The sequence below is a fragment of the Variovorax sp. 05T418 genome (assembly GCF_056396385.1).
The window spans coordinates 21306-47581 of record NZ_JBFTLJ010000021.1 but is presented as its reverse complement, the minus strand read 5'-3'; the positions used below and the strand labels follow the sequence as shown (position 1 = coordinate 47581).

At 69.6% G+C, this 26276-nt stretch carries 23 protein-coding genes; 11 read left to right on the top strand and 12 right to left on the bottom strand.

Annotation, left to right across the window (positions count from 1 at the left end; genetic code table 11):
• Positions 1–29: 29 nt before the first annotated feature.
• Together AC1DMS_RS28785 and AC1DMS_RS28780 are read left to right on the top strand one after the other, a co-directional pair.
• A complete protein-coding gene (locus tag AC1DMS_RS28785) occupies positions 30–689 on the top strand; it encodes a glutathione S-transferase family protein (protein WP_018905110.1) in 660 nt (219 codons plus the stop codon).
• Complete coding sequence (locus AC1DMS_RS28780) at positions 686–1657, top strand: pyridoxamine 5'-phosphate oxidase family protein (RefSeq protein ID WP_307595056.1); 972 nt, start codon at positions 686–688, stop codon at positions 1655–1657. Before AC1DMS_RS28785 ends, AC1DMS_RS28780 begins: the two co-directional genes overlap by 4 nt.
• Before the next feature lie 21 nt (positions 1658–1678).
• Here the strand turns inward: AC1DMS_RS28780 and AC1DMS_RS28775 are convergent, their stop codons facing one another.
• Positions 1679–2860 carry a cytochrome P450 gene (locus tag AC1DMS_RS28775; RefSeq protein WP_307595054.1) on the bottom strand — a complete coding sequence of 394 codons (1182 nt, stop codon included), beginning with the start codon at positions 2858–2860 and terminating at the stop codon, positions 1679–1681.
• Positions 2861–2943: 83 nt separating this feature from the next.
• Here AC1DMS_RS28775 and AC1DMS_RS28770 point away from each other — a divergent pair, with 83 nt between their 5' ends.
• Positions 2944–3645, top strand: a complete 702-nt coding sequence (locus AC1DMS_RS28770) for an ArsR/SmtB family transcription factor (protein ID WP_018905107.1) — start codon at positions 2944–2946, stop codon at positions 3643–3645.
• A gap of 9 nt (positions 3646–3654) precedes the next feature.
• Here AC1DMS_RS28770 and AC1DMS_RS28765 read toward each other — a convergent pair whose 3' ends face one another.
• A complete protein-coding gene (locus AC1DMS_RS28765) occupies positions 3655–4614 on the bottom strand; it encodes a Bug family tripartite tricarboxylate transporter substrate binding protein (protein WP_018905106.1) in 960 nt (319 codons plus the stop codon).
• A gap of 150 nt (positions 4615–4764) precedes the next feature.
• On the bottom strand, positions 4765–6282 hold the full coding sequence (locus AC1DMS_RS28760; protein WP_015867707.1) for an AMP nucleosidase: 1518 nt from the start codon (positions 6280–6282) through the stop codon (positions 4765–4767).
• Positions 6283–6390: 108 nt separating this feature from the next.
• Between AC1DMS_RS28760 and AC1DMS_RS28755 the strand changes: the two genes are divergently transcribed.
• On the top strand, positions 6391–7287 hold the full coding sequence (locus AC1DMS_RS28755; protein WP_478182030.1) for a ketopantoate reductase family protein: 897 nt from the start codon (positions 6391–6393) through the stop codon (positions 7285–7287).
• Here the strand turns inward: AC1DMS_RS28755 and gorA are convergent.
• Positions 7284–8642 (bottom strand): glutathione-disulfide reductase, encoded by a 1359-nt coding sequence (gene gorA, locus AC1DMS_RS28750; protein ID WP_369663705.1) that lies wholly within the window; start codon positions 8640–8642, stop codon positions 7284–7286. The genes AC1DMS_RS28755 and gorA overlap by 4 nt on opposite strands.
• Positions 8643–8740: 98 nt before the next feature.
• Complete coding sequence (locus AC1DMS_RS28745) at positions 8741–10687, bottom strand: DUF6600 domain-containing protein (protein ID WP_436037297.1); 1947 nt, start codon at positions 10685–10687, stop codon at positions 8741–8743.
• Positions 10688–10825: 138 nt separating this feature from the next.
• On the opposite strand from AC1DMS_RS28745, the gene AC1DMS_RS28740 reads away from it, so the two are divergent.
• Positions 10826–12889, top strand: coding sequence for a PEP/pyruvate-binding domain-containing protein (locus AC1DMS_RS28740; RefSeq protein ID WP_369663703.1), 2064 nt, complete (start codon positions 10826–10828; stop codon positions 12887–12889).
• A gap of 49 nt (positions 12890–12938) precedes the next feature.
• Here AC1DMS_RS28740 and AC1DMS_RS28735 read toward each other — a convergent pair whose 3' ends face one another.
• The 3 genes from AC1DMS_RS28735 to AC1DMS_RS28725 all read right to left on the bottom strand — a co-directional run bounded on the left by AC1DMS_RS28735 (position 12939) and on the right by AC1DMS_RS28725 (position 16747).
• Complete coding sequence (locus AC1DMS_RS28735) at positions 12939–14852, bottom strand: TRAP transporter large permease (protein ID WP_369663702.1); 1914 nt, start codon at positions 14850–14852, stop codon at positions 12939–12941.
• On the bottom strand, positions 14849–15517 hold the full coding sequence (locus AC1DMS_RS28730; protein ID WP_478182029.1) for a TRAP transporter small permease subunit: 669 nt from the start codon (positions 15515–15517) through the stop codon (positions 14849–14851). The genes AC1DMS_RS28735 and AC1DMS_RS28730 overlap by 4 nt, the downstream gene beginning before the upstream one ends.
• A 120-nt stretch (positions 15518–15637) precedes the next feature.
• The gene (locus tag AC1DMS_RS28725; protein ID WP_015867700.1) at positions 15638–16747 is read right to left on the bottom strand and encodes a TRAP transporter substrate-binding protein; all 1110 of its coding nucleotides are present in this window, start codon (positions 16745–16747) and stop codon (positions 15638–15640) included.
• Positions 16748–16968: 221 nt separating this feature from the next.
• On the opposite strand from AC1DMS_RS28725, the gene AC1DMS_RS28720 reads away from it, so the two are divergent.
• Positions 16969–17382: a rhodanese-like domain-containing protein gene (locus AC1DMS_RS28720; protein ID WP_062364223.1), complete on the top strand. Its 414-nt coding sequence runs from the start codon at positions 16969–16971 to the stop codon at positions 17380–17382.
• A 176-nt stretch (positions 17383–17558) separates the two neighbouring features.
• Here the strand turns inward: AC1DMS_RS28720 and lysM are convergent, their stop codons facing one another.
• Entirely contained in the window at positions 17559–18020 is a 462-nt protein-coding gene (gene lysM / locus AC1DMS_RS28715) for a peptidoglycan-binding protein LysM (RefSeq protein ID WP_278874158.1), read from the bottom strand.
• Positions 18021–18154: 134 nt separating this feature from the next.
• On the opposite strand from lysM, the gene AC1DMS_RS28710 reads away from it, so the two are divergent.
• Positions 18155–18925 carry a type III pantothenate kinase gene (locus AC1DMS_RS28710; protein WP_436288181.1) on the top strand — a complete coding sequence of 257 codons (771 nt, stop codon included), beginning with the start codon at positions 18155–18157 and terminating at the stop codon, positions 18923–18925.
• Between the two features lie 18 nt (positions 18926–18943).
• Here AC1DMS_RS28710 and AC1DMS_RS28705 read toward each other — a convergent pair whose 3' ends face one another.
• Genes AC1DMS_RS28705 through AC1DMS_RS28695 form a run of 3 tightly spaced genes read right to left on the bottom strand, consistent with a single transcriptional unit; the run spans position 18944 to position 21987 of the window.
• The gene (locus AC1DMS_RS28705) at positions 18944–20278 is read right to left on the bottom strand and encodes a serine hydrolase domain-containing protein (RefSeq protein WP_436288180.1); all 1335 of its coding nucleotides are present in this window, start codon (positions 20276–20278) and stop codon (positions 18944–18946) included.
• 10 nt (positions 20279–20288) lie between these two features.
• Positions 20289–21104, bottom strand: coding sequence for a crotonase/enoyl-CoA hydratase family protein (locus AC1DMS_RS28700; protein ID WP_436288179.1), 816 nt, complete (start codon positions 21102–21104; stop codon positions 20289–20291).
• A gap of 34 nt (positions 21105–21138) precedes the next feature.
• Positions 21139–21987, bottom strand: coding sequence for a 3-hydroxybutyryl-CoA dehydrogenase (locus AC1DMS_RS28695; RefSeq protein WP_436288178.1), 849 nt, complete (start codon positions 21985–21987; stop codon positions 21139–21141).
• A 180-nt stretch (positions 21988–22167) separates the two neighbouring features.
• Between AC1DMS_RS28695 and purT the strand changes: the two genes are divergently transcribed.
• The 4 genes from purT (at position 22168) to AC1DMS_RS28675 (ending at position 26206) form a co-directional block, all read left to right on the top strand.
• Entirely contained in the window at positions 22168–23370 is a 1203-nt protein-coding gene (gene purT / locus AC1DMS_RS28690; RefSeq protein WP_015867693.1) for a formate-dependent phosphoribosylglycinamide formyltransferase, read from the top strand.
• Positions 23371–23433: 63 nt separating this feature from the next.
• Entirely contained in the window at positions 23434–24372 is a 939-nt protein-coding gene (locus AC1DMS_RS28685) for an alpha/beta hydrolase (RefSeq protein ID WP_018905093.1), read from the top strand.
• 110 nt (positions 24373–24482) lie between these two features.
• Positions 24483–25313, top strand: a complete 831-nt coding sequence (locus AC1DMS_RS28680) for a helix-turn-helix domain-containing protein (RefSeq protein WP_478182028.1) — start codon at positions 24483–24485, stop codon at positions 25311–25313.
• A gap of 17 nt (positions 25314–25330) precedes the next feature.
• On the top strand, positions 25331–26206 hold the full coding sequence (locus AC1DMS_RS28675) for a branched-chain amino acid ABC transporter permease (protein ID WP_369663700.1): 876 nt from the start codon (positions 25331–25333) through the stop codon (positions 26204–26206).
• Positions 26207–26276: the final 70 nt, after the last annotated feature.

The following is a 26276-nucleotide window of genomic DNA, read 5'->3' as shown; positions in this document are numbered from 1 at the left end:
ACGCCCACTCCACATTGCAGAGAACCACCATGAACGCCATCGCCTCCCCGCCCGCACAACCCATCAAGCTCTACGGCAGCGCCATCTCGGGCCACGTGCACCGGGTGCGGCTGTTCCTCTCGATGCTCGGCCTGCCTTTCGAAGTGATCGAACTCGACCTGAAGCAGCGCGCCCACCGCACGCCCGAGTTCCTGGCGCGCAACCCTTTCGGGCAGGTGCCGGTGATCGAGGACGGCGAAACCACGCTGGCCGATTCCAACGCGATCCTGGTCTACCTCAACGAGCGCTATTCGCCCGATCCGGCGCGCTGGATGCCGCGCGACCCGGTGGGCGCGGCGCGCGTGCAGCGCTGGTTCTCGGTGGCCGCGGGGCCGCTGGCCTACGGGCCGGCCGCCGCGCGCGTCATGGCGCTGTTCGGCCTGGCCGCCGATCCCGCCGAGACGGTCACGCGTTCGCATGCGCTGCTCGCGGTGATGGAGATTCACCTGGGGCAGCAGCCCTTCCTGGCCGGGCCCGCGGCCACGCTGGCCGACATCGCGAACTACGCCTATGTCGCGCATGCACCGGAAGGCCGCGTGTCGCTCGACGCCTACCCGCAGGTGCGCGCCTGGCTCGCGCGCGTGGAGGCGCTGCCCGGCTTCGTGCCGATGGTGCGCACGCCGGTCGGCCTTGCGGCGGCTGAATCATGATCGCCGCACCCTTTCACGCCGGCGAGCGCGCGCTGCAGGTACAGACGGGCTGGCGCGACCGCATGGAGACCATGGGCCCGCGCGTGATCCGCGACTACATGCCCGACCAGCACCGCGAATTCTTCGCGCAGCTGCCCTTCCTCGTGGTCGGCAGCCTCGACGCCAATCTGCAGCCCTGGGCCAGCGTGCTCGCGGCGCCCGCCGGCTTCGCGCATTCGCCCGATGCCACGCACCTGCGCGTCGATGCGCTGCCGGCGGCCGGCGATCCGCTGGCGGGGCAGCTCGTGCAGGGGGCCACGCTCGGCCTGCTGGGCATCGAGCCGCACACGCGGCGGCGCAACCGCATGAACGGCACGGTCGAGTCGCTCGATGCGGGCGGCTTCATGGTCGCGGTGCAGCAGAGCTTCGGCAACTGCCCGCGCTACATCCAGGCGCGCGAACCGGAACTGGTGGCCGCGCGCGGCGGCCGCGCGCCCGTGCAGCGGCTCGATGCGCTCGACCTCGATGCGCAGCGCCTCATCGGCAGCGCCGACACGCTGTTCATCGCCACCGCGTACCCAGGCGATGCGGCCAGCGGCGACGCGGCCGATGCGCGCTCGCACGGTGTCGACGTGTCGCATCGCGGCGGGCGGCCCGGCTTTGTTCGCGTCGACGCGGGCGGCGTGCTCACGGTGCCCGACTTCAACGGCAACCGCTTCTTCAACACGCTGGGCAACCTGGTGGCCCATCCGCGCGCGGGGCTGCTGTTCATCGACTATGACAACGGCGATCTGCTGCATGTGGCGGCCACCGCCGAGCTGGTGCTGGACGGCCCCGAGATCGCCGAGTTCGAAGGCGCCGAGCGGCTGCTGCGGCTGCATGTGGAGCACGCACTGCGCCGGCCCGCCGCCCTGCCGCTGCGCTGGGGCGACGCGGCGCTGTCGCCGCACCTCGAAGGCACCGGGCGCTGGGCTGCCGCGCGCGCCTGAACGGCCTTCGCGCTCCCGTCATCAATGAAAGACGGGAATGCGCGCGGCGACCGAGGGCCGGTAGTGCCAGCCGCGCGCGCGCAGCGCCGCGAGATCGGGCGTGCGATGCAGCACGGCCTCCAGACCCGCGGCGGCCAGCGTGCAGGCCAGCGCCTGGCCCGGGCAGGCGTGCATGCCGTGGCCGAAGCCCAGCATGCGGCGCCGCGCGCGCACGAGGCTGAAGCGCTCGGGCTCCGGGTTGAGCGCGGGATCGCGGTTGGCCGCGGCCAGCACCAGCAACACCGCATCGCCCGCCGCCAGCGGCGTGCCCGCGATGGTGACGGGCTCGGCCACGAAGCGCCGCGTGTTGTGCACCGAGGGGTCGTGCCGCGCCGTTTCTTCCACGATCGCCAGCAGCCCGACCTGGGTCTGCGCGGCCTCTTGCAGCGACGGTTCGCGCATCACCGCGATCAGGCTGTTGCCCAGCAGGCCGGCCGTTGCGTCGCAGGTCTGCGAGAGCAGGCCGACGAGGTTCGCGAGCAGCGCGCGCGAGAGCGGCGCGCTGGCCTGGCTCTCGGCGAGCGCGGCCGCGAGCAGTGTTCCATCGCGTGGCGTTGCGCCTGCGGCCAGCGCCTCGAAGCGCGTCATGAGTGCGCCCGCGGCCGCGCTCGCATCCTGCAGCTGCTCTGCCGTGGACAGCGGCGACAGGCAGGCGACAAAATCGCGCATCCACCGGTCCACCTGCGGCAGCGCCTCATCGGCAAAGCCCAGCAGGTGCGCGACGGTCCGCACCGGCATGGAAAACAGCGCGTCCGACACAGGCTGCACCGGCACATCGCGGGCGACCCGCAAGGCCGCGGTGCGCACTGCGCCCAGGTCCAGCCCCGCCAGCGCACGCTGCAGCGCGGGCCGATGGGCCTGGTGCGCCGTGCCGTCGTTCATGCGCACGAGGTGGCCGAACACCTCGCCTGCCGCGCTGCCCGCAATGGCGCGCGGCACCGGCTCGGCCGCCGGCCGCACGCGCAGCGCGCCGCCGTGCGCGAGCAGCAGCGATTCGATCACCTCCGCGCGGCTCGCGACCCACAGGCGCAGCGCCTCGTTCCACGCGAGCGGCGGCCCCGCGCGCAGTTCGGCGTAGTAGGGATAGGGATCGGCATGCGTGACGGCCGCGACGGGGTCGAGCGGCATGCCGTCGAAGGCGGAGGGCGTGGGGCTTGTGTTCATGCCGCGCAGTGTGCAATTGCCGCCGCCGCCACACTTCGGCCGCGAACGAAGTGTGGGATGCGGCGGCGTCTTAGGATCGGCGCATGGACACGAGCTCTTCTTCTTCCTCCAATGCCGACGTGCAGCTGGCCCGCCTGGCCGGTGCCATCGCCGAGCCCGCGCGCGCCCGCATGCTGAGCTGCCTGATGGACGGCCATGCGCGCACCGCGACCGAGCTGGCCACCGTGGCCGAGGTGGCCGCCTCCACCGCCAGCGCGCACCTCGCGCGCCTCAAGGAAGAGCGGCTGGTCGAGCTGCTCGTGCAGGGCAAGCACCGCTACTTCCGGCTGGCGGGCGACAACGTGGCGGCCGCGCTCGAAAGCCTGATGGTGGTGGCCGGCGCGCCGCGCACCGCGCAGTTCAAGCCCAGCACGCCGAGCCGCCTGCGCGCCGCGCGCACCTGCTACGACCACATGGCCGGCGCCGCCGGCGTCGCGCTGCACGACCGGCTGCACGCGCAAGGCTGGCTCAGCGGCCTGCAGAGCGGCTCGTACGAGCTCACGCCCGAAGGCGCCATCGCGCTGGAGAGCCTGGGCGTGGAGGTGGATGCGGTGCGCCGCTCGCGCCGGCGCTTTGCCTGCGCCTGCCTCGACTGGAGCGAGCGCCGCCCGCACCTGGGCGGCGCGCTCGGCGCGGCCTGGCTCCAGCTGTCGCTGCGCCGCGGCTGGGTGCGCCAGGAGCTCGACGGCCGCGCGCTTGCGCTCACGCCCAAGGCGCAGCGCGAGATGCCCGAGCTCTTTGCCTGAAGCGCGCGCTCAGGCCTTCAGCTTGAGCAGGTAGATCATCGGACCGGCCATCGCCAGGTCCAGCTCGAGGAAGCTCTCGAAATCCTTGCCCGCCATCCAGTACGCATCCCAGTTGTTGCGCTTGATGGTCTTCTGCCAGACATCGGCGTTGGTGGCGCGGTGCACCGCCTCGAGCAGCACGGCCCGGCGCTCCGCCGTCACCTTCTTGCCGGTGAGCACGCCGCGCCAGTTGGCCAGGTCGGCGTCCACGCCCTGCTCGCGCACCGACGGAATGCCCAGGAACGGCCGCTTCGACGACACGCCGATGGCGCGCAGCGTACCGTTGGAAAGACCCGCGCTGAACTCGCTGAAGCCCGAGATGCCCGCCACGGCCTTGCCGGTGGCAAGTGCTTCCACCACCTGCGCGCCGCCCGGGTAGGGCTGGTAGACCAGGCCCGCGGTGTTGCCGGCCACGCGGGCCAGCATGCCGGCGTACATGTGGTCCACGCCGCCGGCCGAGCCACCCGCGATGACCGCCTTGGCCGCATCGGTGCGCAGCTGGGCGATCAGATCCTTGGGCGTCTTGATCGGCGAATCGGCCTTCACGGCCACCACCTCGTAGTCGCTGGTGAGGCGCGCGACCGGCGCCACCTGCGCCATGGTGACAGCCGGCTTCTGCAGCGCCACCGCGCCGACCATGACCATGCCGCTCATCAGCAGGGTGTCGGGGTCGGCATCGTATTTCTCGACGTACTTTGCGAGGCCGATGGTGCCGCCCTTGCCGCCGATGTTCTCGTAGACCACATCGCCCGCCGCGCCCGAGGCCAGCAGCGCCGCGCCGAGCGCGCGGCCGGTCTGGTCCCAGCCGCCGCCTTCGTTGGCCGGAATCACGATGCGCAGCTTCGAAACGAGCTGCGGCTCGGCCGCGCCGGCCAGGCGAGGCCACAGCAGCGCAGGCCCGGCCCCGGCGGCAGCGGCCGCGCCCGCCATCCATGCATTGAAGTTGCGGCGAGAAAGCTTCCCGGGCGACGAGCGAGACATTTTGTTTCCGGTTGTGAGAAAGGTTGCCGGATGATGTCCGCGAAATGCGTCGCCCACCTACTTTCAAAAGTAGGTGAAAACCCTAGGTAAGCCCGGCGGTTACTGGAAGGCGACCTCCGCGAAGCTGCGCAGCTTGCGGCTGTGCAGCCGGGTCGAACCCTGCTCGCGCAGGATGTCGATGGCCCGCATGCCGATGCGCAGGTGCTGCTCCACGCGCTCGCGGTAGAAGTGGTTGGCCATGCCCGGCAGCTTGATCTCGCCGTGCAGCGGTTTGTCGCTCACGCACAACAAAGTGCCGTAGGGCACGCGAAAGCGGAAGCCGTTGGCCGCGATGGTGGCGCTTTCCATGTCGAGCGCCACGGCCCGGCTCTGGCTGAAGCGGCGCTGCGGCTGGTTGCCCGGCAGCAGCTCCCAGTTGCGGTTGTCGGTGCTCGCCACCGTGCCGGTGCGCATGATCTTCTTGAGGTCCGGGCCGGTGTAGCGCGTGACGTCGGCCACCGCTTTTTCCAGCGCGAGCTGGATTTCCGACAGCGCCGGAATCGGCACCCACAGCGGCAGTTCCTCGTCGAGCACGTGGTCCTCGCGCACATAGGCATGCGCCAGCACGTAGTCGCCGAGCTGCTGCGCGTTGCGCAGGCCCGCGCAGTGGCCCAGCATCATCCAGGCATGCGGGCGCAGCACGGCGATGTGGTCGGTGATGGTCTTGGCGTTGGCCGGGCCGACCCCGATGTTCACCATGCTGATGCCGCTGCAGTCCTCGCGCACCAGGTGGTAGGCCGGCATCTGCGGCAGGCGCGGCGGCGCCGTGCCCTGGCTGCCGTCGAGCAGGCCGCCGTAGTTGGTGCTGGCGCCCGCGGCCAGCCCGCGCCGGCGCGTGACCACGTTGCCGGGCTCGATGAAGGCCACGTACTCGCTCTTCTCGTCGGCCATGGCCTCGTGGCCCAGGCGCACGAACTCGTCGATATAGAACTGGTAGTTGGTGAACAGCACGAAATTCTGAAACCACTCGGGCGCGGTGCCGGTGTAGTGCCGCAGCCGGTGCAGCGAATAGTCCACGCGCGCGGCCGTGAAGAGCGACAGCGGCTGCGCCTCGCCCGCCAGCGCTTCGTAGGTGCCGTTGGCAATGCCGTCGTCCATCACGCCCAGGTCGGGCAGGTCGAACACGTCGCGCATCAGCGCGCGGCGCTCCTCGCTCATCGTGCCTTCGATGTGGTCGTTCTCGGCAAAGGAGAAGTGGATGGGGATCGGCTGCGTGCTGGTGCCCACCTCGATCTCGACCTGATGGTTCTCCAGCAGCAGGCGGAACTGGTCGAGGTAGTAGCGCGAGAACAGGTCGGGCCGCGTCAGCGTGGTCTCGTAGCGGCCCGGTCCGGCGACGAAGCCGTAGCTCAGCCCCGCGTTGGCCGGCGGCGTGTGGCGCGAGACGGTGTGCGTGTGCACCCGCACGAACGGGTAGCAGGCCCGCACCCGGCCCGGCAGCGCCTCCCCGGCCACGAAGCGCAGCATCGATTCGCGCAGGTGCGCGAGGCCCCCTTGGTAGATGGACTTGACCTGTTCGAGTGCGGCGGCGGCGTCGTTGAAGCGGGCGGGAGCGACGAAAGTGGGCATGTAGGGCATGACGGCATTGTGCAATGCCAATGCGGCGCCGGCATGCCCGCCCGCTGCGGCGCGGCGGCCGAACGGCTAACCTCGAAGCCTCCTGCAGACAACCAAGGAATCGAATCGATGAAAGTCGCAGTCATGGGCGCCGGCGCAGTCGGCTGCTACTACGGCGCCATGCTGGCGCGCGCGGGCCACGAGGTGGTGCTGATCGGCCGGCCTTGGCACGTGGAGGCCGTGCGCGCCCACGGGCTGCGGCTGGAGACGAAGACCTTCGACGAGCAGGTGCCGCTCGGCGCAAGCACCGAGCCGAATGCGGTGCAGGGCGCCCAGCTTGTGCTGTTCTGCGTGAAGTCCACCGACACCGAATCGGCCGCGGCGCAGATCGGGCCGCATCTGTCGCGCGATGCGCTGGTGCTCACGCTGCAGAACGGCGTCGACAACGACGAGCGCGTGCGCGCGGCGCTGCCGTCCAGCGAGGTGGCCGCCGCCGTGGTCTATGTCGCCACCGAGATGGCCGGCCCGGGCCACGTGAAGCACCACGGCCGCGGCGAGCTGGTGATCGCGCCTTCGCGCCACAGCGAGCAGGCGGCGCAGCAGCTGGTGGCCGCCGGCGTGCCCACGCATATTTCGGGCAACGTGCGCGGCTCGCTCTGGGCCAAGCTGGTGCTGAACTGCGCCTACAACGCGCTGTCGGCCGTGTCGCAACTGCCCTACGGCGAGCTCGTGAAGGCCACGGGCGTGGCCGAGGTGATCCGCGACGTGGTCGCCGAATGCCTGGCCGTGGCCAGGGCCGAGGGCGTCGAGATTCCAGGCGATACCGATGCGGCCGTCCGCGGCATCGCGCAGTCGCTGCCCTCGCAGTATTCATCGACCGCGCAGGACCTCGCACGCGGCAAGCCCAGCGAGATCGACCACCTCAACGGCTTCGTCGTGCGCCGCGGCGAGGCGCTGGGCGTGCCCACGCCCGCCAACCGCGTGCTGTTCGTGATGGTGAAGCTGCTCGAGGGCAAGCAGCGCTAGCCTGGCATGGGTTCGCGCATAGTCACGAACTCTTCGGCCGCCGTCGGGTGGATGCCGATGGTGCTGTCGAACAGCGCCTTGGTCGCGCCCGCGCGCATCGCCACGGCAAAGCCCTGCACCACCTCGCCCGCATCGGCGCCCACCATGTGCAGGCCCACCACGCGGTCGCTGGCCTTGTCGACCACCAGCTTCATGAAGGTGCGCTCGGTGCGGCCCGACAGCGTGTGGCGCAGCGACTTGAATTCGCTCGAGAACACCGCCACGTCGCCGAACTTCGCGCGCGCGTCGAGCTCGGTGTAGCCGCAGGTGCCGATGTTGGGGTGCGTGAACACGGCTGTCGGAATGAACTCGTAGTCGAGCCGGCGCCGGCCCTTGCCGAACAGTTCGTCGACCACCACCATCGCCTCGGCCAGCGCCACCGGCGTGAGCTGCACGCGCGTGGACACGTCGCCCACCGCATGGATCGACGGCACCGAGCTGCGGTAGTGCGCATCGACCGCGATGGCGCCGCGCTCGTCGAGCTTCACGCCCGCCGCGTCCAGGCCGAGACCCTGGGTGTTGGGCACGCGGCCGGTTGCAAAGAGCACCGTGTCGGCTTCGATCTGCTGGCCGCGCGCGAGCGTGACCGTGAGCCCGTGCGCCCCGCGCGTGATCGAGGTGGCCTCGCAGTTCAGCCGCACGTCGACGCCCGCCTTGCCCATCTCGTTGGCCAGGAACTGCCGCACGTCGTCGTCGAAGCCGGTGAGCAGGTGCGCGCGGCGGTGCAGCTGCGTCACCTGGGCGCCCAGGCCGTTGAAGATCGATGCGAACTCGCAGGCGATGTAGCCGCCGCCCACCACCAGCAGGCGCTTGGGGAACGGGTCGAGGTCGAACATCGCATCGGAACTGGCGATGTGCTCGCGGCCCGGAAAGTCGGGCACGTAGGGCGTGCCGCCGGTGGCCACCAGCAGATGGCGCGCGGTGTGGCGCTTGCCGTCGACCTCGACCGTGTGGCCGTCGAGCAGCTGCGCCCAGCCGGTGACCAGCACCACGCCGGAATTCTTCAGCAGCGAGGCATAGACGCCGTTGAGCCGCTTGATTTCCTTCGCGCGCTGCGCCTTGAGATGCGCCCAGTCGAACTGCGGCGCCTGCGGCAGCTGCCAGCCGTAGCCCGCGGCTTCCTCGAAGGATTCGGCATAGCCGGCCGCGTAGCTGTAGAGCTTCTTCGGAATGCAGCCCACGTTGACGCAGGTGCCGCCAAGGTCGGCCGCCTCGGCCAGGCCCACGCGCACCCCCTGCTGGGCCGCCATGCGCGCGGCGCGCACGCCGCCGCTGCCGCCGCCGATGACGAAAAGATCGAAGTCGAATGTGGGCATGAAAAGACGCTCCTTGGCGGCGACTGTAGCCGCCGGCCGAGGGCGCCGCTTGCGGCGGGACTTGCGCGGAGCGATGGCGCCGTGCAAGCCCTGGAGGTTCAGCGCTGGTCCGGAGAGGTCATCAACCTGCGCCGGTCGTCGCCGCCGCGCTGGCCTGGCTGAAGCTGCGGCTGCTGCTGCGGTGAAGGCGGTGCAGGCGCGAAGCCGCGCTGCTGCTGGAGGGCGCGCACCTGCGCTTCCTGCGCCTGGCGCATCGCGTTCTGCTGGGCCTGCTGTTGCGCCTGCACGGCGCGTTGCTGCATCTCCTGCTGCTGGCGCAGCATCTGTTGCTGGGCCAATGCCTGCTGCTGCGCCGCGCGCTGTTGCTGCTGCATCTGCTGCATTTGTTGTTGCTGCTGCAGGGCTTGCGCCTGGGCGCGCTGCTGCGCCTCCTGCTGCTGCCGCAGCGCCTGTTGCTGCTGTTGCTGGACCTGCAACTGCTGCTGCTGCTGCTGCTGCTGCCGCTGCTGTTGCCACTGGTCATGCGCGCCGCGCTGCTGCCAATCCTGCTGCTGGCGCAAGCCCTGCTGGCGCTGCCATTCCATTTGCTGCTGCTGCTGTTGTTGCTGCATCGCCTGCACCTGCTGCGCCTGCTGCATCTGCCGGGTTCGCCGTGCCTGCTCGTAGCGCAGTTCCTGCTGTTCGCGCGCCATCAGCTGCGTCGGCGGCAGCGCAGCGGCCGGCCGGCCGAAGCCGCCGCCGAAGCCTTGCATCGGGACGCCCGGCGCCGGCGCCACCGGCACCCGCGCGAAGCGGTCGTCCGGCAGCCGCACCAGGTCGCGCCGGCCGAAGGGGCCGCGGCCGAAGCGGTCGGCCGGCAGCACGGTCACGGCGCCCGCCATCTGCTGGTTGGCATAGAAGCCGTTGCGCAGCTCGGCCTGGCGGTTGCGGTAGGCCGCCATGCGGTTCACCTGGTCGAGGTAGCGCTGGCTCGCGTCATAGCCGGGCCGCCATGCCTCGCCGGGGGCCAGCGGGAACCAGCCCACGCCGCTGCGGCCGTTGCCGATCTGCAAGGCGGCATTGGCGCCGCTGCCGCCCACGAAGCCCACCAGCGCGGGCGAGTACACGGGCCGTGCGGCCGGCCGCCCCGGCACCCAGGCCCAGCGCGGTCCCAGGCGCGCCCAGCGGCCATAGTGGAAGGGCGCAAAGCCCCAGGGCGCAGCGTCGACCCAGGTCAGGCCCCAGGGTGCGATGTTGACCCACTGGCCGTCGCGGTAGGGCGCCCAGTCGGCATCCACGCTGCGCGGGAACCAGACATCGCCGTAGGTCGGGTCGCTCTGCCAGTCGCCGTAGGCGTCGAGCTGCTGGTAGCCGACGACTTCGCGCGACACATAGCGTGCGGAGATCGACTGGTCCTCGATGCGGTTGCGCTCGGCCACCCAGGCATCGAAGCTGCCGCTTTGCGCCGGCGCGCCGCCCACCGCGGCCAGGTTGCGGCCCGACACGGTGAGCTGCTGCCGCGCACCCAGCGATTGCGATTCGCCGTTCTCGCCGTGCAGCGTGACGCGGCCCGAAGCCACTGCGATCCAGGTGGTGCCGGCAGCGGGGTCGGCCGCCACGCGGTATTCGCCGGGCGCATCGATCACGACCGCGAGGTTGCCGGTGTCCACCTCGACACGCTGGCCCGCCAGCTCGTCGCGCACGCGCAGCTGCAGGTTGCCCTGGCTCGCGGTGAGGCGCACGGTGTCGTCGTCGAGTTCGGAGAATTCGATGTGCGTCTGCCCGTCCATGCGCAGCGCCGCAGAGCCGATGTGGACTTCGGCGCGCGCATTGCGGTCGGTCCAGAGCCGGTCGCCGGTGGTGAGGGGGCGGTTGGGCTGCGCGTCGTACCAGCTGTCTTCGCCGGCGGGCGCGAAGCTCACGGTGCCCTGCTGCAGGTTCAGGCGCGCCACGCGTCCCGGCGGGTCCTGCTGCGCGCTGGCGGCCGCACCGAGGCACAGCAGCACGAGGCCGAGCAGCCATCGGTGCCATGGCCGGTGAAGATCGAGAAAGGCGGGGCGGTTCATGGTTTGTCTCCGGTTCCCGGGGGCGGATGAAAGCGGTGGATATGTAACGCGCGAGAATCCGCTGCCGCTGTCAGCGCATGTCCCCTGCTTGGTGAAGCGCGCGCACATTCGGCAACCGCTTGTAATCGAGGACTCGGCATGAAAAACAACAAGAACGCCTGTGCACCGGGCGAATTGCGCTACCCAAACCATAGCGCGGCGCAATGGACCGCGGCGCTCGCGTGCGCCGCCATGGCCATGGCCGCCGCGCCCGCGCACGCGCAGCTCGCGCGCAAGCCTTCCTACTACCAGCAGCAGAACAGCAACAAGTCCGCCCCGGAAGGCGCACAGCTTCCCGCGCGGCCGGCTGCGCCCGCCTCGCTGCCGGCGCTGCGCAGCCGCGGCGACTTCGACACGCTGGCCCGCGTCTACGACGCCGGCACGCCGATGCAGCTGGCCCACGTGCTGTTCGCCGTCGACCGCCGGGCCCGGCCCGTGCGCACCTACTACATCGACACGCCGCGCTACCAGCTGCATGTGCGCTTCGTGCGCGAGACCGGGCTCGCGCCGCGCGCGGGCAAGCGCGAGATCGACCGCAACTACCTCGTGCCGGACCGCCGCTTCCTGTTCGGCACGCTGAGCTGGCAGCAGAACATCGGCAGCTTCACCTACGAGTTCTGGGAAGGCGACCGGCTCACTCCCGCGCTGCTGCGCGAGGCCGATGCACAGGTGAAGGCCGGCTTCTTCGCGCCCGTGAAGTTCAAGACCAATTCCACGCTGCACGAACGCATCGCGAACGAGGCGGGCGTCGACTTCGTCAGCCAGGAGGCGCTGATCCGCGAGCAGCCCTACATGCCGATGAACCTGGGCACGGCCACGGGGCGCGTGCGCATCGTGGACGAGGCTTCCGGCGCGAATGCATTGAACGCGCTGCTGCCGGGCGACATCGCCGTGCTGCGCCAGGTGCCGATCGGCCTGCCGCCCGTGGCCGGCGTGCTGACCGAGCGGCCGTCCACGGCGCTCTCGCACGTCAACCTGCTCGCCAAGGGCTGGGGCATTCCCAACGCCTATGTGCGCGATGCCGCGGCCGTGCTGCGCGAGCACGCAGGGCAGTGGGTGGCGCTCAAGGTGGCGGCCTCGGGCTACCAGGTGCGCCGCCTCACGGCGGAAGAAATTGCCGCGCTGCCGCCGCGCGCAGCACGTGCGGCGGCCACCGGCGCACTGCCAGGCAGCGGCAAGGCCGCGAAGCCGGACCTGCGTGAAACCCGCCTGCTGCCGCTCGCGTCATTGCGCGCCCGCAACAGCGCGCAGTGCGGCGCCAAGGCCGCCAATCTCGGCGCCGTGCTGGCCGCGCGCATTCCAGGCACGACCGTGCCCGACGGCTTCTGCATTCCCTTTGCGCACTACGACCGCTTCATGCACGCGAACGGCCTGGCCGAGCGCATCGCGCGCATGCAGCAGCAGCCCGGCTTCGCGGGCGATCCGCAGGTCCGGCAGAAGGCGCTGGCGCAGTTGCAGGGCGAGATCGCGCAGTGGCCCGTCGATGCGGCCGATGCGGCGGCGTGGCGCGCCGCATGGCAGGCGCAGCTCGGCGGTGGCGGCGTGTTCGTGCGCAGCTCGTCCAACTCGGAAGACCTGCCGGGCTTCAGCGGCGCGGGGCTCTACACCACAGTGCCCAACGTCAAGACCGGCGACGCGCTCGAACTCGCGGTGAAGAAGGTCTGGGCCTCGGTGTTCAACCCCGAGGCCTGGGAGGCGCGCAGCGCCGCGGGCTTCGGCGCCGAGTCGGTGCTGATGGGCGTGTTCGTGCAGACGGCCATTGATGCCACCAGCGCCGGCGTGATGATCACGCGCGACCCCTTCGACGCCGGCCACCCGCACGTCACCTACATCTCGGCCAAGCGCGGCATCGGCATCCGCGTGGTGGAGGGGCGGCGCGTGGCCGAGCAGGTGATGTACTCGAGCTGGTCCAAGGCGATCCAGGTGCTGAGCCGCTCGGCCGAAGAAACCGCGCTGCAGCTGGACAAGGACGGCGGCGTGAAGGAAGTACCGGTGGAGGCCGGCCGCCACGTGCTGACCGACGATCTGGTGGTGCGGCTGGCCACCGTGGGGGCGGCGGTGAAGCGTGCGTTCAACGGCGTCGACCAGGACATCGAATGGGCCACCGTGGGCGAGCGCATCGTGCTGCTGCAGGCGCGGCCGTACGTGGAGCGGCGGCGCTGAGCGCCGGCCTTCGCCGGCCGGTTCCGCTCACAGTGCTGCCAGCGGCGCTTCATCCATACAGGTACTGCGGCAGCCACAGCGTCAGCCCCGGCCAGATGTACATGAACACCATGCACAGGATCACGATCAGCATGTAGGGCATCATCCCCGCGAAGATCTGGTTGAGCGTCACGTGCGGCGGCGACACGCCCTTCAGGTAGAAGGCCGACATCGCCACCGGCGGCGACAGGAACGCCGCCTGCAGGTTCACGAACACCAGCACGCCGAACAGCAGCGGGTCGATCTGGAAGTGCGCGAGCAGCGGCAGGAAGATGGGCACGAAGATCACGATGATCTCGGTCCATTCGAGCGGCCAGCCCAGGATGAAGATGATCGCCTGCGACAGCAGCAGGAACTGCAGCGGGCTCAAGTTCATGCCCAGCACCCATTCCTCGACGATGCGCTGGCCGCCCAGCAGCGCGAACACCGCCGAGAACAGCGCCGAGCCCACGAACAGCCAGCACACCATCGAGGTGGTCTTGAGCGTGAGGAACACGGCCTCCTTGGTCTTCTTGAAGTTCAGCGTGCCGGCCTGCCAAGCCATCAGGAAGGCGCCGGCCGCGCCCACCGCGGCCGACTCGGTGGCGGTCGTGATGCCGAACAGGATCACGCCCAGCACCACCAGCGTGAGCGTGGCCAGCGGCATCACCGACGACACCAGCATGCGCAGGATCTCGAACTGCTCCGCGTCCATGCGCCAGTAGTACCAGGCCAGCAGCGCGAGCGTGAAGAGGCTGGCCAGCAGGAAGCCGGTGTAGAAGGCCTCGGGCACGGCGGCGGTCTTCGGCGCATCGACCGCTTCGCCCAGCTGCTGCAGGCCGCTCTCGGCCGCCGCGGGCGCCGGGGCCTCGCTGCCGGGGGGCTCCTCGACGCCGCCCGGCGGCTCCTGCAGGCCGTCTTCCGCCGTGGGCTCCTTCGGTGCATCGGACGTCGGCGGTTCGGCCAGCCCGGTTCCGGACGACGAAGCTTCGGGCGGCGCCTGCTGCTGCTGCGCCACCGGCGCCTTGCCGCTGCTGCTGTTGTCCGCCTGCGAGTAGATCGCCACGTACCACCAGACCGACCCCAGCGTCGCGGCCGCGAGCGCCAGCGGCACCAGCGCGCTCAGCAGGCCGCGCAGCAACATCCACCAGGTGATGCGCACGCCCTCGGCCGCGCCGCGCAGCGCGCGCGCCGGCGACACCACGGCCGCCGCGAGCGCGGGCAGCATGCGCGGCGAATAGCTGGCCGCGATGTGCGCAACCCAGGGCGAGACGGGGGCGCGCTGCTGGTCGGCCGGCAGCTTGGGCGCGACCTTCGGCTGCAGCATGGCCCAGCCGATCACGTAGACCAGGTAGAGAAAGGCGAGGAAGAAGCCCGGGAACATCGCCGCCGCATAGAGCTTGACCACCGACTGCCCGGCCACGGCCGCGTACACGATGATCATCACCGAGGGCGGAATCAGGATGCCGAGCGTGCCGCCCGCCGTGATGACGCCGGCCGCCAGCCGCGTGTCGTAGCCGGCGTTGAGCATCGGCCGCATCGCGATCACGCCCATCAGCACCACCACCGCGCCGACCAGGCCGCTCGCGATGCCCCAGAAGGTGCAGACGATCAGCGTGGTCACCGCGAGCGATCCCGGCACGCGGCGGAAGGCCAGCTGCACGCTGTGGAACATCTTGTCGACCAGCGCGCCGCGCTCCATCACGTAGCCCATCAGCACGAACAGCGGGATCGACAGCAGCGTCTCGTTGGTCATGGCACCGAAGGCGCGCTGCACCATCAGGTCGAAGATCCTGTTGTCCAGCCAGTGCGCGGCGGGATCGTAGAAGGCGATGAAGCCGAAGAACATGCCCAGGCCCATCAGCGTGAACGCCGTGGGAAAGCCCAGCATGATCACGACCACGATCAGGCCGAGCATCGAGAGGCCGAGTGCGGGTTCGCTCACTGGGTGCCTCCCGTCGTGCCGCTCTTGCGCTGCTGCGCGGCCTGCTCGATGGCCTTGGCCTTGTCGATCACCTCGCGCTTGTCGGCCTCGTCGACGAGGGTGCTGCCGGTGAGCTGTTCGCCGACCACGTCCATTTCCTCCGCGTCCTTCAGGCGCGGCGCCCACGCGCCAGTCTTCAGGCACAGCGCGCAGCGCACCATCTCCGCAATGCCCTGCAGCAGCAGCACGGCGCCGGCCACCGGAATCACGAACTTGAAGGGGTAGAGCGGAATCGGGACGGCATTGAAGGTCTGCTCGCGCATGGCGAGCGATTCGCCGAAGTAGGTCCAGCCCGACCAGGTGAGCGCCACCACGCCGGGCAGGAAGAAGAGGATGAACAGCACGAGGTCGAGCGCGGCCTGCGTGCGCGGCTTCATGCTGCCGTAGAGGAAGTCGCCGCGCACGTGGCCGGCCTGCGAGAGCGTGTAGGCGCCGCCCATCATGAACAGGGTGCCGTAGAGCATGTTGTTGGCATCGAAGATCCAGGCAGTGGGCGCGTTGAGCGCATAGCGCTTGAAGACCTCGCCGCACACCAGCAGCATCAGCGCCACGATGAGCCACGAGAAGGTCTTGCCCACGACCATGCTGAACCGGTCGACGGCGTGGAGAAAGCGTTGGATGGTCATGGCGAGATGGACGGGGACCGTTCGTGAAGCACCGTGGAGCCGGCCTTGCCGGTCCACAGGTGCTGTCGTCCCCTGGCAGGGAGTTGGCGAAGCGACACGAAGCGCGCGCAGACCGAGGGGTCAGCTCTTCTTCTTGCCGAAGTAGTGCGCGTAGGCCATCTTGAAGTCCACCCCGTAGTCGTTCTGCCATTGCAGCGCGCGTTCGGCGAAGATGCGCTGCGAATCCAGCACCTTCTTGAACAACGGGTTCTCCGCGGCTTTCTTCTCGATGGTCTTGTCCCATGCCGCGAGCTGTGCGCGCAGCACCGCATCGGGCGTCTTGTAGAACTTGATGCCGGCCTTCTTCATGTCGGCATAGTCCTGCGAGTTGCGCTGCACGGCCTTCCAGCTCATGTCGGCGCTCGCGGCCTGCACGGCGTAGTCGATGATGGAGCGCAGCTCCTGCGGCAGCGCGCTGTACTTGCCCTTGTTGAACAGCACCTCGAACTGCTCGCCCGACTGGTGGAAGCTTTGCAGCATGCAGTTCTTCACCACGTCGGGAAAGCCGAGCACGCGGTCACTCGACGCGTTGTTGAACTCGGCCGCATCGATCAGCCCGCGGTCCAGCGCGGGCACGATCTCGCTGCCGGGCAGCGGGTTCACCGCCGTGCCCATCTCGGTGAACATGTCCACCGCGAGCCCCACGGTGCGGAACTTGAGGCCCTTCATGTCCTCCACCTTGGCCACCGGCTTCTTGAACCAGCCCAGCGGCTGCGTGGGCATGGGGCCGTAGAGGTACGACACCACCTCCATGTTCAGGCTCTTGTAGATCTCGTCGAGCAGCGCCTTGCCGCCGCCGTAGTTGTGCCAGGCCAGCACCGTGTTGGCGTCCATGCCGAAGCCCGGCCCCGAACCCCACAGCGCGAGCGCCGAGTTCTTGCCGTAGTGGTAGGCGACCACGCCATGGCCGCCGTCCAGCGTGCCCTTGTTCACCGCCTCGAGCAGCTGAAAGGCCGGGACCACCGCGCCCGAGGGCAGCACCTCGATCTTCAGGCGGCCGCCCGCCATGTCATTGACCTTCTTCGCGAAGTCCTGCGCATATTCGTGGAAGATGTCCTTGGCTGGCCAGGTGCTCTGGAAGCGCAGCGAGGTGGTCTGGGCCATGCTGACCATCGGCGCCGACATGGCGCCTGCGGCCACGGCCGCGCCCTTGAGCAGGCTGCGGCGGCGGGGCGATTTGCTGTCTGTCATGTTGTCTCTCTCCGTACAAGTTCTGATGACAAGGAAACCCTGCCCGCCTCTTGGCGTTATCGTGTGGCGGGCCCAAGCCGCATCTTTGGCGCGCAGGAAAACGCGACAAACAGGGTTTTCACGAACTGGTGAAAAATTCCGTCATCCGGCGAGGGCGCCGGGCAACGAAAGAAGACCGCTGCCCTTGAAGTAACCCTATCGATTGGAAGGACGAGAAAGAGATGACCGAACCCGTTGGTGAAAAAGGCTATGCCGGCGACGTGACGCCCGAGCAGGCCGCGCAGTGGATGGCGAGTGGCGAGGCCGTGCTGGTCGACGTGCGCACCGATGCCGAGCGCGAATGGGTCGGCTACGTGCCCGGCGCCGTGCCGCTGGCCTGGAAGCAGTGGCCGGGCATGGCGCTCAACCCGGCTTTCGACGGCGGCATTCGCGCCGCGGGCGAAGACGGCAACAAGAAGCTGGTGCTGCTGTGCCGCAGCGGCGTGCGCTCCATCGCCGCCGCCCGGCGCGCCACCGAACTGGGCCTGGAGGCCTACAACATCCTCGAAGGTTTCGAGGGCAATCCGGACGAGAGCGGCCACCGCGGGCAGATCGGCGGCTGGCGCAAGCGCGGGCTGCCTTGGAAGCAGAACTAGGTTCGGGCTCGGGCTTTGTTCAGGGCGCGCTCCCGCCGACGGGGGGACATTCGCGGAGGGGTGTACCCGGTGGCCTGTGCACGCCGCCCTGAACAACAGCGCCAAACAAAACCACCCAATAAAAAAGCCCACCGAAACCAGTGGGCCTTTCCGCAGCAGTTGGCGGTTGAATCAGCTCACAGCGCCGGAATGCGCAGCTTCTGCCCCGGATAGATCTTGTCCGGATGGCTCAGCATCGGCTTGTTCGCCTCGAAGATCGCGTTGTACTTGTTGGCGTCGCCGTAGTACTTCTTGGAGATGGCCGACAGCGTGTCGCCCTTCACCACGTCGTGGTACTGCGCCGGCGGGGCGGGCGGTGCGACCAGGTTGTTGTCGACGCTCGTCACGTTCGCCACGTTGCCCGCGGCCAGCGCGGCTTTTTCGCTGGCTTCCTGCGAAGGCGCCTGGCCGGACAGCGTCACCACGCCGCTGCTCGCGGTGTAGGTCACTTCCAGGCCCGTGAGGCCGAGATTCTGCGTCTCGATGTAGGTCTTGATGGCGGCCGCGGCCTTGGCGTTGGCGTCCGGCTCGGCCGCCTGCGCCGACGATCCGCCGAACAGCTTCTCGCCGGCTTCCTTGATGAAACTAAGCAAACCCATGGTTCTCTCCTTGCGCCTTGGTTGAGGGGAATCGCGAATGTAGCGGCGAAACCGGGCACGGCCGCGTAGGTCCGCGCCGCGTGTGTCAACGATGCGCCAGCATCCGCGACAACAAAGTCGCAATAATCCCGCCCATGGCATCCCCCTTCCTCGCGATCGACATCGGCAATACCCGCCTCAAATGGGCGCTCTACGATGCGGCGCATCCGGGGGCCGCGCTGCAGGCGCATGGGGCGGAGTTCCTCGACCACATCGAGCGGCTGGCCGACGGCCCCTGGGCCGACCTGCCCGCGCCCGGCTCCATGCTCGGCTGCGTGGTGGCCGGCGACGCGGTGCGCCGCCGCGCCGAGGAGCAGATCGTCGAGCGCTTCGACTGCGCGCCGCGCTGGGTGGTGTCGAGCGCGGCCGAGGCCGGCATCGTCAATGGCTACGACCATCCCACGCGGCTGGGCGCCGACCGCTGGGTGGCGATGATCGGCGCGCGCCACCGGATGCTGGACGCGGGGTCGGCGCGGCCGATGGTGGTGGTGATGATCGGCACCGCCGTGACGGTCGAGGCCATCGATGCCGGCGGCAAGTTCCTGGGCGGGCTGATCCTGCCGGGCCACGGCATCATGCTGCGCGCGCTGGAGTCGGGCACCGCGGGCCTGCACGTGCCGACCGGAGAGGTGCGCGAATTCCCCACCAACACCAGCGACGCGCTCACCAGCGGGGGTACCTATGCCATTGCCGGTGCAGTCGAGCGCATGGTGCAGCACGTGCGCTCGCACTGCGGCGCCGAGCCGGCCTGCTACATGACCGGCGGCGCGGGCTGGAAGATGGCGCCCGTGATGAACGGGCATTTCGAACTGGTCGAGAGCCTGATCATGGACGGCCTGCTGGTGATCGCCCAGGCGCGGGGCTGACCCCATCCAGGGCCTCGGTCAGGGCCGCATCAGCGCCTCGGCCACGGCCTGGAAGGCCGGCAGCGTGAGCGGATCGTTGCCCGCACTGGCCGCCACCGGGTGCGCGGCATAGCGCACGATCACCATTTCCGCCTTCGGATCGACATAGATGCTCTGGCCGTGGATGCCGCGCGCCATGTAGGCGCCGTGCGGGTTGTGCGTGACCCACCACATGTTGCGGTACGACCAGCCCGGCAGCAGCGCGTAGCCGGCCTTGGCGAACTTGGCCGGGTCGGCGCCGCGCGCGATGTCCTCGACCACCGCCTTGGGAATGGCCTGCTGCCCGTTGAGCGCGCGGCCGCCGTTGCGCATGGTCTCGCCGAAGCGCGCCAGGTCGCGCAGCACGGTGTTGAGGCCGCCGCCGCCCGACTCGGTGCCGATGCGGTCGACCATGAAGTAGGCGTCCTGCTCGGCACCGATGCGGCGCCAGATCTTCTCGCTCAGCAGGTCGGCGAGCGGCTGGCCGCTGGCGCGGCGCAGGATCCAGGCGAGCACCTCGGCGTTCACCGTCTTGTAGGCGAAGGCGGCGTCGTGCGCGCCTTCCTTCTTCAGCGTGGCGAGGAATTCGTAGAAGGACTTCGGGCCCGTGTAGTTCGGGCCCTGCGCCAGCATGCCACCGGCGCGCGCGTAGTCCCAGATCTCGGCCTTCGGGTCGGCGTAGTTTTCCGAGTAGTGCACGCCGATGGTCATGTCCATCACCTGGCGCACCGTGGCGTCGCCGTAGGCCGTGTCCTTGAGCTCGGGCAGGTAGCGCGTGACCGGCGCCGACGGGTCGAGCCTGCCCTCGTCCGCGAGGATGGCCGCCAGCGTGCCGACAAAGGACTTGGTGACCGACATCGCAATGTGCGGCCGCTCGGGCGTGAGGGCGCCGAAGTACTTTTCGTAGACCACGCGGCCGCGGTGCAGCACCAGGATGCCGTCGGTGTAGGTGCGCGGGATCATCTGGCCGAAGCTCAGCGTCTCCTCGCTGCCCAGCGGCTTGAAGGTCACGGCCTCGAGATCGCTGCGCGGCGCCGCCGGCAGGGGACTCGGCGCGCCGCTGCCGCGCCACACGTTGGCCGTGGGCACGGTTTCGCGCACATGCGAGAAGCTCCAGCGCGTGCGCGGAAACACGCCGCCCGCCGGATCGTCGAAGGTGATGAGCCTGTCGGGCGGGGGCGGAAAGCCCTTCATCCAGCCCATCGCCTCGACCGAGGTGGCCGCGGGATCGGGAGGGGAGGTGGCGGGCGCCTGGGCCAGGGAGGTGGTGGTGTTCACGGCGAGCAGTGCGAAGGCGGCGGCGAGCGCCGTGCGTTTGAAGTGGATCGTCATCATCGTCGTCGTCTCAGCGGCCGCTGAAGCGCGCGGGCCGGCGCTCGACAAAGGAGCGCACGCCTTCGGCCGCGTCCTCGCTGTTCGAGAGGCGCTTTTGCGTCTCGATGAATTCCGACACGGCTGCGAGCGGTCCCTGTTCGACGGCCTTGATCACGTTGAGCCGCGTGGCCACCACCGCCAGCGGGGCCTGCGCCGCGATGCGCTGCGCAATGGCCAGCGCCGCGTCGAGCTCCTGCCCGGCCGGCACCACCTTCTGCACGAAGTTCAGGCGATAGGCTTCGGCGCTGTCGAACTCGTCGGCCGTCAGCAGGTGCAGCATGGCGTTGCCCACGCCCGCGCGCTCGGCCATGCGCAGCGTGGCGCCGCCCGTGGCCATGATGCCGCGCTGCACTTCCATCTGCGAGAAGCGGCAGTTGTCGGCCGCCACCACGATGTCGGCGCCCAGCATCAGCTCGATGCCCACCGTGAAGCAGATGCCCTTCACCGCCGCCACCATCGGCTTGGTGCGGCGGCGGTAGCCGGGCAGGCCGAAATCATGCGGCTCGACGAGGCCCGCCGGCACCGCCTTCTCGCCGCGCTTCATGTACTCGGTGACCGCCGGCAGGTCGAGCCCGGCCGTGAAGTGGTCGCCGAAGGCATGCAGCACGCCCACGCGCAGTTCGGGGTCGTCGTCCAGCCGGGTGTAGGCCTCGGCCAGCTGCCGGAACATCGGCGGCGTCCAGCCGTTGCGCTTGGCGGGCCGGTTGATGCCGATCAAGAGCACGTGGCCGATCACCTGGGTGTCGATGCAGCCTTCTGCCGGTGGCGTGGTGGGTATGGCGGTCATGGCGCTTGTCTCCTTGTTTTTGTCGAACGCTGGATCAGTAGGCGTACACGCCGCGGCCTGTCTTGCGGCCGAGCTGGCCCGCCGCGACCATCTCCTTCAGCAGCGGGCACGGCCGGTACTTGGAGTCGCCGAACTGCTCGAGGTAGACCTCCATCACGGCCAGGCACACGTCCAGGCCGATCATGTCGGCCAGCGCCAGCGGGCCGATCGGCTGGTTGCAGCCCAGCTTCATGCCGGCGTCGATGTCCTCGGCCGTGGCGATGCCTTCGGACAGCACGAAGAAAGCCTCGTTGATCATCGGCACCAGGATGCGGTTGACCACGAAGCCCGGTGCGTTCTTCACAGTGATGGGCGACTTGCCCAGCTTCTCGGCCAGCGCCTTGACCGCATCGTGCGTGGCGTCGCTCGTGAGGTAGCCGCGGATCAGCTCCACCAGCGCCATCATCGGCACCGGGTTGAAGAAGTGCATGCCGATGAAGCGGTCGGGGCGCGAGGTGGCGGCCGCGAGCTGCGTGATCGAGATCGACGAGGTGTTGGAGGCGATGATCACCTCGGGCGCCACCAGTTCGTCGACCTGCTTGAGGATCTTGAGCTTGAGTGCGTGGTTCTCGGTGGCGGCCTCGATCACCAGCTGCGCGCCCTTCAGGTCGTTGTAATCGGTCGAGCCCTTGATGAGCGCAAGCGCGGCGGCCTTCTGCCCGGCCGTGAGCTTTTCCTTCTTGATCAGGCGGTCCAGGCTGCCCGAGACGGTGGCCAGGCCCTTGTCGACCGCCGCCTGCGCGACATCGATCATCACCACGTTGACGCCCGACACCGCGCAGGCCTGCGCAATGCCGTTGCCCATTGTTCCGGCGCCGATGATGCCGACGGTCTGAATCGTCATGAGAAAACTCCTTGAAGAATAAAAGCGGAAAAAAAGCGAGCGGGTGGACGCGCCACCGCGGCAGGAGATCGATTGTGAAGCAGCCCCGCCGGCGCGCCGTTGCCGCGCGTGACACGGGCGGTGCGCGGGTGGCTTACAGTGCGGCGATTGCTTTTTCTTCCCCTCTTTTCGACTCCGACCATGACCACCCTCGGCACTCCTCTTTCCCCCTCGGCCACCCGCGTGATGCTGCTGGGCTCCGGCGAACTCGGCAAGGAGGTGCTGATTGCGCTGCAGCGCCTGGGCGTGGAGACCATCGCGGTCGACCGCTACGAGAACGCGCCCGGCCAGCAGGTGGCCCACCATGCGCGCACCATCACCATGAGCGACCCCGAGCAGCTCAAGGCGCTGATCGAGGCCGAGAAGCCCACGCTGGTGGTGCCCGAGATCGAGGCCATCGCCACGCCGATGCTGCAGCAGCTCGAAGACGCCGGCGTGGTGCGCGTGATTCCCACGGCCCGCGCCGCCCGCCTCACGATGGACCGCGAAGGCATCCGCCGCCTGGCCGCCGAGACGCTGGGCGTGCCCACCAGCCCCTACAAGTTCTGCGACTCGCTGGCCGAGCTGCAGGCGGCCATCGACGCCGGCATCGGCTACCCCTGCATCGTCAAGCCCGTGATGAGCAGCTCCGGCAAGGGCCAGAGCAAGATCGACGGCCCGGCCGACGTGCAGAAGGCCTGGGACTACGCCATGGCCGGCGGCCGCGTGAGCCACGGCCGCGTGATCGTCGAAGGCTTCATCGACTTCGACTACGAGATCACGCTGCTGACCGTGCGTGCCAAGGACGCGGCCGGCGCGGTGCAGACCCGGTTCTGCGAACCCATCGGCCATGTGCAGGTGAGCGGCGACTACGTCGAAAGCTGGCAGCCGCACCCCATGGCGCCGGCCGCGCTGCAGAAGGCGCAGCAGATTGCCGAGGCCGTCACGTCCGACCTCGGCGGCCAGGGCCTGTTCGGCGTCGAGCTGTTCGTGAAGGGCGACGAGGTCTGGTTCAGCGAAGTGAGCCCGCGTCCGCACGACACCGGCATGGTGACCATGGCCACGCAATGGCAGAACGAGTTCGAGCTGCATGCGCGCGCCATCCTCGGCCTGCCGGTGGACACCTCGCTCAAGAGCCCGGGCGCGAGCGCGGTGATCTATGGCGGCGTCGATGCCACCGGCATTGCCTTCGACGGCGTGGCCGAGGCGCTGCGGGTGCCCGGCAGCGACATCCGCCTGTTCGGCAAGCCCGAGAGCTTTGCCAAGCGCCGCATGGGCGTGGCGCTGGTGCATGCGGCCGACACCGGCACGGCCCGCAGGCTTGCCAAGGATGCCGCCTCGCGCGTGAAGCCGCGCAAGGCTTAGCCAGTTTTCGCAAGCCGCGCCAGGGCGGCGCGGGCATGGTCGGACCGATCCACCGGAGACACCATGCTGCATCCCCAGGCGCGCACCTTGCTCGACTTCATCGAGGCGCGCGGCATCCCGCCGACCCACACGCTTTCGCCGGCCGAGGCGCGCGCCTTCTATCGCGAGCGCCGCACCACCACCCAACCCGAGGCCCCGCCGGTCGCCGAAGTCCGCGAGCTGAACGCCGACGGGCCGCACGGCACCATCCCGGTGCGCCTCTACCGCCCGCTGGGCTCCACGCCCGGTGCCGCGCTGCCGGTGCTCGTGTACTTCCACGGCGGCGGCTGGGTCATCGGCGACCTCGACACGCATGACGTGCTGTGCCGCTCGCTCGCCAACGGCGCGGGCTGCGCGGTCGTGTCGGTCGACTACCGCATGGGGCCTGAGCACCGCTTCCCGGCCGCGGTCGACGACGTGCTGGCCGCCACCCGCTGGGTGCGCCGCGAGGCCGCCTCGCTCGGCCTCGATGCCGGCCGCCTCGCGGTGGGCGGCGACAGCGCGGGCGGCAACCTCGCGGCGGTGGCGGCCATTGCGGCGCGCGATGCCGGCGACCTGCCCATCGCCTTCCAGCTGCTGATCTATCCGGCCACCGACATGCGCCGCGGCCATCCCTCGCACCAGGCCAACGGCCAGGGCTACCTCCTGACCCGCGACACGATGGCCTACTTCCACGACCACTACATCGACGACCCCCTGCACGACCTCGACTGGCGCGCGTCGCCGCTGCTGCATGCCGATCTCTCCCGCCTGCCGCCCGCGCTGGTGCTCACGGCCGGCTACGACCCGCTGCGCGACGAAGGCATGGCCTACGCCGAGGCATTGACCGCCGCCGGCAACCGCGCCGCGTACGTCTGCTTCGAGCGCCAGATCCACGGCTTCATCACCATGGGCAAGGTGCTCGACGAGGCCGATACGGCCATCGCGCTGTGCTGCGCCGAGCTTCGCCGCGCGCTCGCCTAGGGAAAGTCCCCGCGCAAATGCACGCCGCGCAGCCGGCCCCCGCCGCTACGATCCAGCCAACGCAACGCCGGCCCCAGGCCGGCGGCGGCCCGATGCAGGAGACAGACACCATGCAGCGAACGAAGACGGCGCCGCCCGAAAGCGGCGGCGCGCAGCGCGGGGAGCGCCTGATGTGGCTCACGCACCAGCGCGTGTTCTACGCCGGGCTGCTCGGGGCCGCGGCCGAGCGCACGATGGGCGGGCACGGCGTGTACGTGTCGCCCGCGGGCGCGCCGCCGAACCGCCTGTGCATCGGCGGCGGCGCCTGGCAGACGGGCGAACTGCTGGTGGTGCCGCCGCAGGTGCCGCACCGCGTGGAAAGCGCGCATCCGCTCATCTTCAACCTGCTGATCGAATCGGAGTCGGTCGATCCCGCCCGCATGCCGGCCTTCATGCAGCACTGCGGTCCGGTCGATGCGCCAGCCTTCGTGCGGCGCATGCACGATGCCCATGCGCACCTGCTTGCCGCGTCGGGCCGCGGCATGAATATCGAGGGCTTCGATTTCGATGCGCTGTTCTTCGGCGAGCCGCTGGCGCCGCGCGCGCTCGATGCGCGCATCCGCAAGGTGATCGACGCCATCAACGCCGACCCGGCCGCACCCGCCTCGGCCGAAGACTGCGCGGCCTCGGTGCATCTTTCCTTCTCGCGCTTCCTGCATCTGTTCAAGCAGGAAACCGGCATGGCGTTCCGCGCCTTCCGCGCCTGGAAGCGCGCGCGCAGCCTGCTGCGCTACGTGCGCCAGGCCGGCACGCTGACCGACATCGCGCTGGACACCGGCTACCCCGATTCGACGCACTTCAGCCACTCGATCCGCCAGGTCTACGGCCTGAAGCCCAGCGACATCCTGGCGGGTTCCCGCCGCCTCGCGCTGCACGACGCGGCCGGCGGCTTCAGGCACTAGCCGCAAGAAGAGGCCCCATGCAGATCCTCCAACTCCTGCTGTCGGGCATTGCGCAAGGTTGCATCTACGGGCTGATCGCGCTGGGCTTCGTGCTGATCTACAAGGCCACCGAAACCGTGAGCTTCGCGCAGGGCGACCTGATGATGCTCGGCGCCTTCGGTGCGTTTGCCGGCATGTCGCTGCTCGGCCTGCCGTTCTGGCTCGCGGCCCTGCTGGCGGTGGTGGCGATGGCGGCCTTCGGCGTGCTGCTAGAGCTGGTGGTGATCCGCCCGATCCTCGGCCAGCCGCAGTTCTCCATCGTGATGCTGACCATCGGCATCGCCTACGTGGCGCGCGGGCTCATCACCATGGTGCCGGGCATCGGTACCGACACCCACACGCTGCCCGTGCCCTACAAGGACCAGATCTGGAAGCTGGGCGAACTGGTGGTCAACCTCGAACAGCTCGCGATCATCGTTGCCACGGCCATCCTCTGCGCCCTGCTGTTCGCGATGTTCCGCTATAGCAAGCTCGGCATCGCGATGCAGGCCTCGTCGCAGAACCAGCTCGCGGCGTACTACATGGGCATTCCGGTGAAGCGCCTGAACGGATTGGTGTGGGGGCTCGCGGCGGCGGTCGCGGCCATTGCCGGCATGCTGCTCGCGCCCATCACCTTCGTGCACGCCAACATGGGCTTCATCGGGCTCAAGGCCTTTCCGGCCGCGGTGGTGGGCGGCTTCGGCAGCCTGCCGGGCGCGATCGTCGGCGGGCTGGTGATCGGCATCGTCGAATCGTTCGCGGGCTTCTACCTGCCCGACGGCTTCAAGGACACGGCCCCGTACATCGTGGTGCTGCTGATGCTGATGATCAAGCCCAACGGATTGTTCGGCGAGAAGCTGCGAAAAAAAGTCTAGAAGCATGTGCCCCCACGCTCGTCACTTCGTGTACTCGCTGCCCCCCGAGGGTGCGCAGGTCCGCCTTGGG